This is a genomic window from Longilinea arvoryzae (genome assembly GCF_001050235.1).
GTDB classification, from domain to species: Bacteria; Chloroflexota; Anaerolineae; order Anaerolineales; family Anaerolineaceae; genus Longilinea; species Longilinea arvoryzae.
In genome coordinates this window covers 60,205-74,776 of the sequence record NZ_DF967973.1, presented here as the reverse complement: position 1 = coordinate 74,776, position 14,572 = coordinate 60,205, and the positions used below count along the sequence as shown (strand labels likewise).

Annotated in this window: 12 protein-coding genes; 8 read left to right on the top strand and 4 right to left on the bottom strand. The window is 61.3% G+C overall.

Going from position 1 to position 14,572, the window contains the following annotated elements:
* Positions 1–40: 40 nt before the first annotated feature.
* From LARV_RS18875 to LARV_RS18860, 4 genes are all read left to right on the top strand, one after another.
* On the top strand, positions 41–691 hold the full coding sequence (locus tag LARV_RS18875; RefSeq protein WP_075075368.1) for a cytidylate kinase-like family protein: 651 nt from the start codon (positions 41–43) through the stop codon (positions 689–691).
* 242 nt (positions 692–933) lie between these two features.
* Positions 934–3,069 carry a sulfatase-like hydrolase/transferase gene (locus tag LARV_RS18870; protein ID WP_075075367.1) on the top strand — a complete coding sequence of 712 codons (2,136 nt, stop codon included), beginning with the start codon at positions 934–936 and terminating at the stop codon, positions 3,067–3,069.
* Positions 3,070–3,306: 237 nt separating this feature from the next.
* Positions 3,307–5,301: a cation:proton antiporter domain-containing protein gene (locus LARV_RS18865; protein ID WP_075075366.1), complete on the top strand. Its 1,995-nt coding sequence runs from the start codon at positions 3,307–3,309 to the stop codon at positions 5,299–5,301.
* A gap of 102 nt (positions 5,302–5,403) precedes the next feature.
* The gene (locus tag LARV_RS18860) at positions 5,404–7,119 is read left to right on the top strand and encodes an LIC_10190 family membrane protein (protein ID WP_075075365.1); all 1,716 of its coding nucleotides are present in this window, start codon (positions 5,404–5,406) and stop codon (positions 7,117–7,119) included.
* A gap of 58 nt (positions 7,120–7,177) precedes the next feature.
* Here the strand turns inward: LARV_RS18860 and LARV_RS18855 are convergent, their stop codons facing one another.
* Positions 7,178–8,263 (bottom strand): ketopantoate reductase family protein, encoded by a 1,086-nt coding sequence (locus tag LARV_RS18855; protein ID WP_075075364.1) that lies wholly within the window; start codon positions 8,261–8,263, stop codon positions 7,178–7,180.
* Between the two features lie 201 nt (positions 8,264–8,464).
* On the opposite strand from LARV_RS18855, the gene LARV_RS18850 reads away from it, so the two are divergent.
* From LARV_RS18850 to LARV_RS18840, 3 genes are all read left to right on the top strand, one after another.
* Positions 8,465–9,337, top strand: a complete 873-nt coding sequence (locus LARV_RS18850) for an NADH-quinone oxidoreductase subunit B family protein (RefSeq protein WP_172797941.1) — start codon at positions 8,465–8,467, stop codon at positions 9,335–9,337.
* A 66-nt stretch (positions 9,338–9,403) separates the two neighbouring features.
* Entirely contained in the window at positions 9,404–10,717 is a 1,314-nt protein-coding gene (locus LARV_RS18845; protein ID WP_075075362.1) for a Ni/Fe hydrogenase subunit alpha, read from the top strand.
* 180 nt (positions 10,718–10,897) lie between these two features.
* A complete protein-coding gene (locus LARV_RS18840; protein ID WP_075075361.1) occupies positions 10,898–11,602 on the top strand; it encodes a lysophospholipid acyltransferase family protein in 705 nt (234 codons plus the stop codon).
* Between the two features lie 128 nt (positions 11,603–11,730).
* Here LARV_RS18840 and LARV_RS18835 read toward each other — a convergent pair whose 3' ends face one another.
* Positions 11,731–12,129 carry a retropepsin-like aspartic protease gene (locus tag LARV_RS18835; RefSeq protein ID WP_075075360.1) on the bottom strand — a complete coding sequence of 133 codons (399 nt, stop codon included), beginning with the start codon at positions 12,127–12,129 and terminating at the stop codon, positions 11,731–11,733.
* Positions 12,110–12,385, bottom strand: a complete 276-nt coding sequence (locus LARV_RS18830) for a hypothetical protein (RefSeq protein ID WP_075075359.1) — start codon at positions 12,383–12,385, stop codon at positions 12,110–12,112. Before LARV_RS18830 ends, LARV_RS18835 begins: the two co-directional genes overlap by 20 nt.
* A 75-nt stretch (positions 12,386–12,460) precedes the next feature.
* Between LARV_RS18830 and lhgO the strand changes: the two genes are divergently transcribed.
* Positions 12,461–13,672 carry an L-2-hydroxyglutarate oxidase gene (lhgO, locus tag LARV_RS18825; RefSeq protein WP_075075358.1) on the top strand — a complete coding sequence of 404 codons (1,212 nt, stop codon included), beginning with the start codon at positions 12,461–12,463 and terminating at the stop codon, positions 13,670–13,672.
* Between the two features lie 22 nt (positions 13,673–13,694).
* Here the strand turns inward: lhgO and LARV_RS18820 are convergent, their stop codons facing one another.
* A complete protein-coding gene (locus LARV_RS18820; protein WP_075075357.1) occupies positions 13,695–14,507 on the bottom strand; it encodes a TIGR02391 family protein in 813 nt (270 codons plus the stop codon).
* Between the last annotated feature and the right edge of the window lie 65 nt (positions 14,508–14,572).

Below are 14,572 nucleotides of genomic sequence, written 5' to 3'. Positions count from 1 at the left end.
TCCTATACTCAATCTATCCAATTCGTGAAAGGAGCACAACATGACGACCATCACCCTTTCCCGTCAACTTGGCTCCGGTGGAGACTCCATCGCATCCCGCGTCAGTGAGCTGCTCAACTACCGGCTTTTCGATAAGAATATGATCCTGCAGGTGGCCGCGGAAGTCGGTCTATCCGAAAGCGAAATCGTGGATTTCTCGGAGGATTCGCACGTGGCGCGCAACTTCTTCGAGCGCCTGTTCGGCGGGCCGCGCACCGTTTCCCGCTCGCGGGTGTGGGTCGAGTCGCCCGGCGGCGTGCGCACCGCCCAGGATATCCGCCTGGATGACCAGAGCAGCGTGGCCATCACCCAGGCCAGCGTTCAAGCCGCTTACCGGCGCGGTAATGTGGTCATCGTGGGGCGCGGCGGGCAGGCCATCCTGCGCGGCCGCAAGGACGTTTTGCACGTGCGCATCGTCGCCCCGTTGGAAATGCGCATCGCCCGTCTGGTGGACGAACAGTTTACCTCCTATGAAACCGCCACTCAGATGGTCAAACAGCACGACCGCGCTTCACAGGATTACCTCAAGCACTATTACGACATCGACTGGGACGACCCGCTGCTGTACCACATGATCATCAACACCGGCCAGTGCAGCGTGGAAATGGCCGCCCAGTGGATCCAGTTTGCCGTGCAGGTCATGCACCTGTAAGCGGTTCCCGCGCGCGTTCCACCCACCGCCGGAGAACGATCCGCAGGCAGCCGCGGATCGTTCTCCGGCGGTACTTCATTCGTTAAGATGCGTGACGATTGGCATAATTGACAGCCCATCCCGGATTGCATATAATCCTTTTTCGGCCCTCTGGTTGAAAATTCAATATCGAACCTTCGCCGGATATAAGTTGCGGGCATTCGCCGGGCTCTATCGGCCAAAATATTGTTCAGGAAATCCCATTGAAACGCCATTTTCACATTCTTCTCGGCATTCTTTATTTAGCCCTATTCGTAATTACCCTGATTTTCTTGATCGAGCCCAAGGCTTCGATCTTCAAGGGCGGGCCGATCACGCTGCGTAGAGCCGGGATCATTGCCCCGGTGCTCCTGCTGGGCCTGGCTGCCTTCATCTACACCAGCCTCTCCAACCCGGCAAAACGGAAAGTGATGCTCGGCGCTCCGCTCGGTTTTGTGCAGGTGTGGCTGGGACTGTTCGAAAGTCAGCCTACCGGCGCCTCGACCGCCCGGAAGGAACCGGTGAGTTGGCTGCAGGCCGTCCTCGAAACCATCCTGGCCGGTTACCTCTACGCGCTGATGGAGTGGTTCTTCTACGCCACCAAGTCCTCCTTTATGGATCGATTGGGACTGGCGGATAAATTGATGGTTCCGCCCCTGACCGGTTTCATGGTGGCCGTCGTGGGTCTGGCTGGCCTGCTGGCGGTGTTTCTCCTGAACCTGATCCTCGGCAGGTACCTGCCCTGGTTCAACCGCTACAGCCGCCACCTGCCAGCGGCGCTGCTGCTGGCCTGCCTGGCCCTGATCATGCTCGATAATTTCACCTACATCGTGCTGGGTTTCGGCATCGTGGACGCGAAAAGCACACTGCGCAGCCTGTACGTTCTGGTCGGGCTGCTATGCATCCTTTATGCGCTGCGCGAACTGGCAAACGCCAGGAACCGGCCGGGGCTGGTCTATCCCACGGCGGGTTTGCTGGTGCTCTCCCTGATCCTGGCCGGCCTGACGCTGCACAACGAGCAGGCCCTGCGCGTGCAGTCGCTGCCGACCGACCCGGCCAACCGCGAACCCAACATCATCCTGTTCGGGACGGACGGCCTGAGCGCCAATCACATGTCGCTTTACGGCTATTACCGCGAAACGACCCCCTTCCTGACCGATTTCGCCGAAACCGCCCTGGTGGCCGAGAACCAGTTTACCAACGCCGGCCACTCGATGGGCTCGGATGCTTCCCTGCTGACCGGCAAGCTGCCTTTCGAGACCGGCGTACTCTACCCGCCCGATATCCTCATCGGCGCTGACAAATATCAGCACCTGCCGGGCATTCTCAAGGAAAACGGTTACCGCACGGTGTCCCTGGGCGTGAAATATTACGTGGACGTGAATCAGGTCAATTTTCAAAACGCCTTCGATACTGTCAACTGCCAGGATAATTCCGAGCGCGGCCTGCTCGACCGGATCGCGAGCTTCGGCTACGACAACGCGGTTTACATGTTCGATACCCTCGCCAGCCGGATCAAGGAACGCCTGGGGCACATTTTCTATGTCCAGGACATGGTCAATCCGTTTTCCCTGGTCACCGAGAGCGGCCAATCCAAGCTTTCGGATGAGGATCGCCTGACCTGCCTCAAGGATTACTTAACGGAAGGACAGCAAAGCGGACAGCCGCTCTTCGCGCACGTGCACCTGATGGGTACGCACGGCCCGTATTTTACCGTCACCCACCAGAAATACACGCTGGGGCAGCAACAATCCGCCAAGTGGATGAACGACTTCTACGACGATTCGATCCTGAGCTTCGATGATCAGGTCAAGGATCTGGTCGCGTTTCTGAAGGAAAATGACCTGTACGAGAATACGATCCTGGTCATCTACACTGATCACGGCTGGGGCTGGACCACCGACCGCAGACTGCCGCTTCTCATTCACTTCCCCGGGGAAGAAAACGCCGGCGAGATCACCCAGGACACGCAGAATCTCGATATCGCCCCCACCGTGCTGGATTACATCGGCATCGACAAGCCGGAATGGATGAGCGGAAGTTCGCTGCTGGGCGAATTGGACCCCGGGCGTTTGATCATCTCCGGAAAAACGGACCTGGCCGTCTGGGCATCGGATACGTTGTTCATGGTGGATGAAACAAAACGCAAACCACCCTTCTATCAATTCAACCAGTTGATGGCGGTGGAATGCCAGAAATGGTACAAAATCGACCTGGATGATCTGACCATGACCATCGGCACGGTCGCCAACTATGTGAACCCCTGCCCTGCCAACGAACTCGATTCACGCAGTGAGATCCGCGAAAAAATCGGCGCGATGTTGACCAGTTCGGGTTACAAATTGCCTGAAAACTGGTAGGCTTCGGCCGGAATAGAATTCGAATCATCCATCCGGCCGACCCGCTCCCCTGACCCATTGCGGGGCGGAGGAAGCCGGCCGGCCTTTCTGCCGATTCTTTTCGGGCGACTCATTTACATTACTCCCTATAATGGCTATGCGCAATCAATATTCTTAAGGAATTCTCAGCCGGAACGCGCCAGATCGAAACCCGTTTCTGTTAGAATATTGAAAACCACCCAACGCTTGGAGCTTTCAATGCATGATTTACCCTTGCTACTCAACATCACGCTGGGTCTGGTCGCGGCGTTCTTCGGCGGCGTGCTGGCGCGCCGCATCGGCCTGCCCACCATCGTCGGTTACCTGCTGGCCGGCATCGTCATCGGTCCATTTACCCCCGGCCTGACCGGCGACGTGGAGACCATCCAGCAACTGGCCGAACTGGGCATCATCTTCCTGATGTTCGGCGTCGGCCTGCACTTTTCCTTCAAAGACCTGTTCCGCGTGCGGGATATCGCGATCCCCGGCGCACTCCTGCAAACGCTCCTGGCCACGCTGGCCGGCGCGACCCTGAGCCACTTCGCCTGGGGTTGGTCGATCCCCGCCAGCCTGGTGCTGGGCCTATCCATCTCGGTGGCCTCCACGGTGGTGCTGACGCGCGGCCTGATGGACCACAACCTGCTGAACACCTCCCACGGCCAGGCCGCGGTGGGCTGGCTGGTGATGGAGGATATCCTTTCGGTCCTCATTCTGGTGCTGATGCCGGCCCTCGCGGGCGGCGCAGGCGGTTTCGACGGCCTGGGACTGCTGTTTACCCTGCTCAAGGCGGCCGCCTTCGGCTTGATCATGTTCTTCGTCGGCGCGCGCGCCGTACCCTGGCTGCTGGATCGCATCGCGCACACCCGCTCGCGCGAATTGTTCATCCTGGCCATCCTGGCCATCACGCTCGGTGTGGCGGTGGGCGCGGCCGGACTGTTCGGCGTCTCGCTGGCGCTGGGCGCGTTCGTCGCCGGCGCCATCGTCAGCCAATCCAGGCTCAGCCTGCAGGTCGGGGCGGACATTTTGCCCTTCCGGGAAGCCTTTTCGGTGCTGTTCTTCGTCTCGGTCGGCATGCTGGTCAATCCGATCTTTTTATGGACCAACCTGGGCCAGGTGCTGGGATTGACACTGCTGGTCGTCTTTGGCAAAGCCGTGCTCACCCTGCTGCTCGGGTTGGCCATCCCCCGCCGGGCGCGTACCTTTCTGGTGGTGGCCGTCGGTCTCAGCCAGATCGGCGAGTTCTCCTTCATCCTGGGACAGGGCGGCCTTTCGCTCGGCCTGCTGAACAATGAACAGTATTCACTCATCCTGGCCGCGGCGTTGATTTCGATTACGGTCAACCCGCTCATGTACCGGCTGCTGCCCGCGCTGGAAAGCGGGCTGCAGCGCCTGCCCTGGGTCTGGAACCGCCTGGACCGCCACCACGCCCTGCCGCCCGTGGACGTAAAATCGCTGAACCATCACGTGGTCATCGTCGGTTACGGCCGGATTGGCCGGCACCTGGTGGATGTACTGAGTTCGCTGGAGGTGCCGCTGCTGGTGATCGAAGCGGATCCGGACCGCATCCAGGAACTGAACGCCCGCCAGATCGCCTGCCTGTACGGCGACGCCGCCAACTCGGAAGTGATCACCCACGCCGGGTTGAATAAGGCTCGCGCGTTGGTCAGCACCGCGCCGGAAGAGGCCACCGCCGCCATGGTCGTCGCCGCGGCGCGGGATATCAACCCGGCCCTGCCCATCGTGGCCCGCGCGGCCAGCCTGGAAGGGGTCGACCATCTGACCAAACTGGGCGCCAACCACATCGTCCATCCCGAGCTGGAAGGCGGGTTGGAAATGGTGCTGCACACCCTGCTGCAGTTGGGCTACCCGCTGCGCAAGGTGTACGATTATGTCGAATCGGTGCGCCGCGACCGCTACAACGTCGATTTGAATTCGCCGGACGAATACCGCTCGCTGCGCGGCCTGATTCGCGCCGCCGACAATGTCGAGATCTACTGGCTCGATCTGGCCGAAGGTTCGCCGCTGGTCGGCCAATCGCTGCGGCAGGCCGACCTCCGCGCCCGCACCGGCGCCTCGGTGGTGGCCATTCTGCGCGAAGATCAACTGATTTCGAACCCAAAATCGCACAGCCTGTTCCAGGCCGGCGACCGCATCGGTGTGATCGGCGAGCCGGATCAGATCGAACTGGTCGGGCGGATCCTGGGCAGCGGTTAGCCTGCGAAAGCCGCCCTTTTGCGGCGCGGGCTGGATGTGAAAAAAGAGCGCCGGCCCGCGCCTTGACAGAAAATCATCTGCATCCGTATACTCATTCCTGCCATGCTGATCACGCTGTTCTTCTGGAGTTACGCGGCCCTGCTATGCCTGCTGTACGGCTGTCTTTTTGTCGCGTGGACGGATCGTTTCCCGCCTGCCGGGGCCGAAAAGACCTCCCTTGCGCTGCCGCTGGTGATCCTGGCCGGCTTCAGCCTGATCAGCGTTCTGGCCGCGCTGCTGGCATTCGTGATGCCCCTCGCCCTCGTCGCCAACCTGATTCTGGCTGGCGGCGGTATTGGCCTGGCGCTGGCCATGCGCAAGCATCTTGCGCGGCAGATCCGCGCCGTTCACCCGGATCGATCCGCTGGCGGAATACTGGCCGGAGTGTTGTTTGCGGCGATCGCATTGGTGACCCTGACAAAGACCATTGGGCTCCCGGCGAATTACGATACCGGCCTTTACCACGCCCAAACCATTCGCTGGATCGAAACCTACGCGGTCGTGCCCGGCCTGGGCAACCTGGAGACGCGCCTGGCTTTCGACTCGCTGTGGTTTCTGCCCGAAGCACTCTTCAGTTTTTCATTCGCCGGTTCGGGCTCACTGCATGTCTTGAACGGCGGGCTTTTCCTGCTCGTCAATGCCTGGCTGATCGCCAAAACCGCGCGCCTGCTGCGGGGCGATATCTCGCTCTCCAACCTGGCGGCGCCGGTGCTCATCTTCTTCTCGCGCCGCCTGTTCAGCCTGGAGCTCTCGTCACCCGGGAACGACCTGCCGGCCGCGCTGCTGACCTGGGTCGTTTTTCTGGTCGCGACCGAGAAGATCGAGGCCGGCCGCAGCCGTGAAATCGACGCCAGCCTGGCGCTGCTCTGGCTGCTGGCCGCGTTCACCACAACCATCAAGTTGTCCTCGGCGCCGGTGGTGTTGGTGCCCCTCCATTTCAGCCTGCTGAGTTCCTCCCGGCCGGCCTGGAAACGTTCCATGTGGCCCCTGGCCGGCGCTGCCTTCGTTTTCATCCCCTGGCTGGCGCGCAACGTTATCCTTTCCGGCTACCTCGTCTATCCGGCGGCCGGGCTGGATCTCTTTAATTTCGACTGGCAGGTGCCGGCGCGTTACGTCCGCCAGACGGCGGCCGACATTGCCGCCTGGGCGCGCCTGCCCGGCCGGCCGACCGCCGAGGTCCTGGCCGCGCCGTTGAAAACCTGGCTGCCGGTCTGGTGGAACGCGCAAACGGACCTGACCCGTGAATTGCTGGGCGGGACCGTCGCCGGAGCCGGCCTGATCGGCCTGGCGGCTCTGGGACGCGGGCTGCGTGCGCGGCGTTTTTCCCAGGTGTCCATGCTCTTCATCTATGCCTGGATCGGGCTGGCGTACTGGTTCTTCAGCGCGCCGGATATCCGGTTTGGCTACGGATTCGTGACGATTTCCATCGCCCTGTGCATTGGAGCCGTCCTGGGTTGGCTGTTGCCGCGCCTGAAACGGCTGACTCGCCCGGCGGTCCTGGCAATCCTGCTCGGGTTGATCGCCTACCAGGCTGTCAGCCTGTATAGGGCTCGGGATGTTTCACAATTCACGGGCAATTGGATCCGGCCGGCGGGGTATCCTGCAGCTCAAGTGGAGGTTCGCCGGTTGGGCGGTTTCGACGTGAACATGCCCGCCGCCGGCAATCAGTGCTGGTACGCGCCGCTACCCTGCACCCCGAACCACAATCCCGAAGTGCATCTGCGCGGCCAGAGCCTTCAGGCCGGCTTCTGCAACCGGGATGACTGCCGGAAGCAATAAGCGGCCCGGATTTCTGCACGCCGTTTGAAGCGCCTGATTATTTCATGGCTATGCGCTGTTACTTCTTCTTTTTCCCGCAGCAGCAGCACTTCCTGCGCCGGCACAGGCGGCCCAACACCAGCAGCCCCACGCCCAGCGTGATCCCGGCCTTGATCAGCGGCTGCCAATCCAATGCCAGTTCGGCGCTGCCCGCTTCGGCGGGTTCGGCCGATGGCTCCAGGTAGCCGGCCAGCATCTCGAAAGCGGGCGCCGGCAGCCCGGATTGGGCAATCAAGGCGCGCACCTGGACCGCCAGCAGGTGCATTTCATCACGCGCGGCATTGGCGTGCCGCGCCAGCCCCAGCTCAGCCCGTTCGCTGACCAGCGATTTATGCAGTACGGCCACCAGAAGCGGTTCGGGCAGCCAGCGCAGGAGTTCGTACCGCCGCGGCGTGACAGGAATACCCTGCGCGACCAGCGCCTCCAGGCCTTCCTTGATCGCCCGCACCAGCAGGATCAGCCCGTCCCGGGTTTCCGCCAGCCGGTGCGTGCTGCCGCCGGCCATATAAACCGCATTGGCAATTGGGCTGACCAGCACGGCGTGCGTCTTGAGCCAGGCGTCCATATTCGGGCTGATGGCCGCCGGGAACCCGGCCTGCTCGAAAATTGCACACATCTGGCGCAGGCGCGGGGTGATGCGCCCGTCCAGCTCGCCAACCGTGGTCGGCTGGCCTTCACGCGGCGCGATGAGATAGGAAACCACGCCCTCCTCGCGCCCGCCGCCCGCGCCCGGGAAACCCAGGACGACCCGCCGGCTGCCGACCGCGTCCGCCAGCTCTGTCCAACCCGAGGCATTGTTGAACATGAACAGAATGTTCGGGCTGGCCGGGTTGGCCCGCAGCGTCGCCAGCGCGCCTTCCAACTGGTTGCGCCGGAGGATCACCAGGATCCAATCGTAGAGTTCATCCGGCTCGAGATGATCGATCACACGCACCGGAGTGACAGCAACCTCATCCTGACCCTGCTCGCGCAGCAGAATGCCGTTTTCACGAATCTGGTCCAGGCGCTCGCCGCGAGCCAGAATGGTCACGTCCTGCCCGCTCCGCTGCAGTCTGGCGGCATAGACGCTGCCCAACACCCCCGCCCCGAATACCAGGATTTTCATGGGTAACCTCCTGAAATAATAATCCTAAAGATTCTCGATGAATGATTTGCCATCGATCATCCCATATCTTATGCCACCCAACCTTCGCTTTCAACCGCCAAATGGATAGTCGTATTTTTCGGGGTCGACCTCTCTTTTTCGGGACTTGGCAACGGTTGTAAAATGAATTATCAGGCCCGCGATTCGAATAAGGAGCTGCCCGTGGAAAATGGAACTCCTGATTTACCGAAGTTTGCCGTCCTTCAGCTCTCCGGCTGCGCCGGTTGCGAAGTCTCCTTGCTCAACACCAGCGATTGGGTCGACAAATTCCAACTGGTCTACATGCCGCTGGTCGTCTCGACCCACCACATCCCGGACGATGTCCAGGTATTGCTGGTCTCGGGCGGGGTGAGCAACGCCGAAGATGCCTACAACCTGCGCCAGGCCGCGCGCAAGGTGAAAAAAGTCATCGCCGTCGGCACCTGCGCTATCTCGGGCGGCGTATCCAACCTGGGCGACCGCGACGATGTGCGCGAGCTGTTCCTGTCGCGCTACGACCGCATCAACCTGCCGCGTCTGCTGGCCAAAACCCACCCGGTGGACGCGTTCGTCGACGTGGAGTTGTACCTGCCGGGCTGCCCGCCCACCCCGGAACTCTTCACCGCGGCCCTCACCGACTCGCGGGGCTTCAAGGCCGCGGCCATCGTGTGCGCCGAATGCCGCCGCCAAAAACTTGCGAATATGCGTCCCAAACACCTGACCGGCTTCCGGCATGGATCGGTGCTGCCGGATGTGTGCCTGATCAACCAGGGCTTCCTGTGCGTGGGCACCTCCACCCGCGGCGGCTGCCGCGCCATCTGCACCCGCCCCGGCCATCCCTGCGTGGGCTGCCGCGGACCCTCCAATCTGCTCATCGAAAAAGGCTCCGCCGTCTGGCTGGAGAACATCCAGCGCGTCTTCGAGCACATGACGGATATCCCGGCCGACGAACTCAATGAAGCCCTGCGTTCGCCGCAGCTATCCATGTTCCTGTTCCAGTTTTCGGACTACGCGGGCGGCGACCGCCCGCCGCGCAGCAAGGACAAGGTCCTGTAAAGGACAGGGTCCTCTAGAGGACAGGGTCCTGTAGAGGACAGGGTCTGCAATCGACGGAGGATATTCATGACGAGCCTGGTTTTTCCGCTCAGCCGCATCGAGGGACACGCCCGGGTGGTGATCGAGACCGAAGCCGGCAAGGTGCTGGCAGCCCGTTTTCAGGCCATCGAACTGCGCGGATTTCGCCAGTTCGTGCAGGGCATTCCCGCCGAGCAAATGCCGGTCATCGTGCCGCGCATTTGCGGGGTGTGTTCCACCGCCCATCACGTCGCCTCCGTGAAGGCGCTCGAAGACGCCTTCGGCGTCGTTCCGCCGCCGCTGGCGGAGGATCTGCGCGAAGTGCTGCTGCTGGGACAGCTCATCCAGAACCAGGCCACTTCGCTTTTCATCTTCACCATGCCGGATCGGGTCAATGTGGACAGCCTGTTCCAGATGGACGAGACCGAGGCCAGCAAGGCCCGCCAGTTTTCGATCGCCCGCAGAGCCCTGAAAGTGCGCAAGGCCGGCACCGATCTGATTACCCTGGCCGGCGGACAATTCATCCACCCCATCAAGGCCCGTATCGGCGGCATGACCACCGGAATCGGCCGCGAAACCGCCGACGGGATGATCCGGGAGCTCGAAGAGATGCTGCCGGCGGCCTGCGAGCTCTTCGACGAATACTGGGAGATGTCGATGGCGCTGCGCGAACGCATCGGCACCTGGGGCGACGACCAGCCGACTTTTTATCTCTCCTCCACCGGGGCCACCCGGCCGCGCTTCAACAGTTCCTACCTGCGCGTCATGGGACCGGACGGGGCCGAAATGGCCTCCTTCCTGGCGTCTGGATACGCCAGCTTTCTCGAATTCGAGGAGACCGATTATTCCTACGCCGGTCGCACCAGCTACCAGGGTCAGGTGATGCGAGCCAACAGCCTGGCGCGCATCAATCTGAGCGCGTCGATGGGCACGCCGCGCGCGGATCGATACCTGCGCCGGTTCAGCGAATCCTTCGGCAAACCCGCCCACGCCATCCTGCTGTTCGACCTGTGCCGGGGCATCGAGTTGGTGTACGCCATGGAACGCGCCATTGAAATGCTCTCGCAGGATCTGAATTCGAAGGATCCGGCCGTCGATTACACGCCCAGGGATGGGATCGGTTACGGACTGGTGGAAGCGCCGCGCGGTCCGTTGATCCACCGTTACGTGATTGAGAACGGCCGCATCGCGGATGCGCGCTTCATCATCCCCACCGTGCACAACATGCGCGCCATCGAACGCGCCGTCCAGGTCGCCGGCGAGCGCTATATCGATTCCGCGTCGATCAACCTGGAACTCGAACAAGCCGTCGGGCGGGTGGTGCGGGCCTTCGATCCGTGCATCGCCTGTGCCACGCAGTAGCGGTTAGCCCGATCCCGGCGTTTCCGGCCATCCAATATCCTGTAAATCCTGTATATCCTGTTGATTTTCTTCCTGATCCTGTTTCCCTACGGATAAGGGTGTAACCCGATCGAAGCGGGCGGGTTATAATTAATGAAAGAGGCTGCTTGAATCCAATCGGTTCCGCATTGGGAGGCGGCCATGAACGACCGGTTATTTGGTACGATTTGCGGGTTATTGAGAATCTTACTCTGGCGCGGCCAGACGCTGGGTGGCGAAAATTTGCCCCGGCGCGGGCCGGCCATTTTTATTGGCAACCACTCCGGCTCGCTGGGGCCGATCGCCTGTGTCAGCGCTGCGGGCCGGCGTATGTATCCCTGGATCCATTCGGCGATGCTCGATCCACACCGCGCTCCGGCCTACCTGCAAACGGATTTTGTCGAAAAAGATCTGCGCCTCAAGCCGCCGGCCAGCGCCCGGGTTGCCGGAAGGTTGGCGCGCTTGACAGTGCCGCTGCTGCACAGTGTTGGCTGTATTCCGGTGTATTCGTCCGAAAGCCTGCGCCAGATGCAGGTGACGCTGCAAACCAGCCTGGAACACCTGCTGGCAGGGCAGTGCCTGCTGGTCTTCCCCGAAAAGCCCGAGTGGGAAGAAGATCCGGCGACCCACATCCATCGTTTCTCCAAAGGCGTGTTGTGGCTGGTGGAACTGTATTATCTCAAAACCGGCTTGCCGCTGCGGATCATCCCCTTCAGCGTGCACGCCGACCACCGCCTGATCTGGTTCCACCCCCCGCTGGAGTTGACTCCGGCTGCTTTTGCCCTCCCGGGTGGGAAGGAGAGTTGGATTCAGGACATCGAAGAAGAGGTGCGCGAGGGGTATCAGGGGTTGGCTCTTAGCTCTTAGCTCTTAGCTCTTAGCTTTTGGCTCTTAGCTCTTAGCTTTTAGCGTTTAGTAATTGGCATATAGCTTTTGGAGCTAACCGCGAATTGCTAACGGCTAACAGCTAACGGCTAATGGCTAATGGCTAACCGCTATATCTCCTTTGTCGCGCGGCCGAAGCGCAATTCGAGGTGTTTTAGGTCCACGATCGCCCGCGTGGCGGTCAGAAAATCCAGGCCCAGGATGCCGTTGATTTCCAGACCGTAGTCCAGCGGCGAAAGCTCGATCTCGAAATTCTTGAACCTGCGCCGGTCGACCAGAATGTAATCGACGCGCTTGACGAAAACCACCTCCATGCCGCCCACCCCGCGCAGGGTGCGGATGGGATCCTGCGGTTCGGGGATGACGCCGATTTCACGCGCTCGCAGCGACGAGATGACCGTGCTGCCCGAACCGGTGTCGATCAGCACGCGCTGGATCCGCACCGCCCGCCCGGCATGTCCAAGGCGCAACTCGACCAATGGCAAACCGTCAGCAATCTGGATCTGCATGGATGCTCCGGATACCGACCCACAGGCGTTCTTCGATCTTCAATGTCTCGCGGCTGGTATGAATGAAGTAAAATTCGCGCTCCGGGAATTCTTTGTGCAGTTTGCGGTAAGCCCGGGCCGCGTTTTCACCGTCCTCGCAGGTGGTGATGACCGTGACTTTATCCAGTATGCGCAGGCCGCCCTCGCTGTGCGCTTCGAGCGCCTCGAGAATCAGCCAGGTATCCGGGTATGTGGCTTGAATTTCTGACCAATCCATGGAAACTCTTCGAATCATTGACTTTACTCTTCATCATTATACAATAAGTTATCTTTTCGCTCAGGAGCGCCAGCGATGACCTCGAACGCTTACGACGTGACCATTATCGGCGGCGGAATCGTCGGCGTCGCCACCGCCATGGCCCTGATCCAATCTCATCCCGGGTTGAAGCTGGTCGTGCTGGAAGCTGAGGATCATCTGGCCGCCCACCAGACCGGTCACAACAGCGGGGTGATTCACTCCGGGCTTTATTACCGGCCCGGTTCGCTTAAAGCGCGCAACTGCGTCGAAGGCCGCCAGGCGATGTACCGGTTCTGCGCCGAACAGGACATTCGCGCCGAGAACACCGGCAAGGTGGTTGTCGCGACCCGGCCTGAAGAACTGCCCGCGCTGGAGGAGCTCGAACGGCGTGGGCTGGCCAACGGTCTGGAGGGAATCCGCCGCCTGGCGCCGGAACAAATCCGCGAGCACGAACCTCACGCGGCCGGCATCGCCGGACTGTTCGTGCCGCAAACCGGAATCGTCGATTACCGCGCGGTGACCGATCGCTTCGGCCAGATCGTACAGGCCGGCGGCGGCGAAATTCGCACCGGCGCGCGGGTTATGGCCTTCCACAGGCTGGGAAATGAGTTCATTTTGGTCGCCCCATGCGGCGAGGTTGCCTGCCGCGGCCTGATCAATTGCGCCGGATTGCAATCCGACCGCGTGGCGCGGCTGTGCGGCGTCGAACCCGGACTGCAAATCATGCCATTTCGCGGCGAATACTACGAAATCAAACCCGACCGGGAATATCTCGTCAAGAACCTGATCTATCCGGTGCCGGATACGCGCTACCCATTCCTGGGAGCGCATTTCACGCGTATGGCGGGGGGCGGCGTGGAAGCCGGGCCGAACGCGGTCATCGCCTTCAAACGCGAAGGCTATGCCTGGACCGATTTATCGCTTCGGGATGTGGCGCAGTACCTCACCTATTCCGGGTTCTGGCGGATGGGCCTTCGCTACTGGCGTATGGGATTCGGAGAGATCTACCGTTCATGGAGTAAACGCGCCTTTGTAGCCGCGTTGCAGCGCCTGGTGCCCGAAATTCAGGTTGCGGATGTGCGGCGCAGCGGCGCGGGCGTGCGCGCGCAGGCTCTCGGCCCGGACGGCGCCCTGATCGACGATTTCGTCATTCGAGAAGCCGATCACATGATCCACGTGCTCAACGCCCCCTCCCCGGCCGCCACGGCTTCTATCAGTATTGGGAGGCAGATTGCGGAGATGGCAGAAAAGTCGATGATGGATTGACTTTCTATTTACGGATCGGTGATTACACCTGTCTTGTCAGCACCGCGTGATCGACGCGCCGGTGCAGCATCGAGGCCAGGGTCAGTAAATCGATGGCTTCGGCTTCGCCCAGCGCCCAGGCGCTGTGAATCTCGACGGCGGAGGTGCTCTTGAAAACGCTGATCAGATTCTTGATCAAGGCGCTGATGGCCAGATGTTCGGCGTGCTCGGCCTCGCTTTGCAGAGTGTTGAAGGCCAGCAGCGGTCCAATACGCAGTCCCAGGGCCTGCTCCACCAATTCGACGCCTTCCAGGTTAAGGCCGGTCTTTTCGCGAATCTGCTCTTCCAGCCCGCGAGTCGCCTCGTAGACGGCCGGATAGCAGCTTTCGGTCAGCAGTTCGGGCAGGCAGCAGCGCAGCACGTTGGGATGCACCCCCCGCCGCACCAGTTCGCTACGCAGGCGGCGGGCGCGATCCTGTGCTTCGGTCGACTGGTGCGAGGGCGCTACCACCTTTAGCAGGCCGTCCGGGCTGATCTGGTAACCGTCCAGCCCCAGAACAGCATTCAGGCGCTCCAGGCGGCGTTTGAACAGCTCCTCTTTATCCGTGTAGCGCGCCGGCTGCAGCGCGGCCAGGATGAAAGCGGCGATGTTATTGCCGCAGCCGTCCAGCTCCTGCTGTTCACGCAGGGCTTCGAATAAACGGTGGCGCTTGAGCACCGCCGGGTAGGGATCGGTGATGTTTTTTTCTCGCAGCAGCGCGCCAATTTCCGCGCCGGTTAATCCATCGTTGGGATCGGCCAGCACGTTGCAAATCGATTCGAGTTGTGCAGCGCTGAAAGATGGTAAGATCGGCATGCGCTCCCCCTGGAGGAAATGGTAAATTAATTATACAACGGATGAGGGATGGGCGATGAGTAATG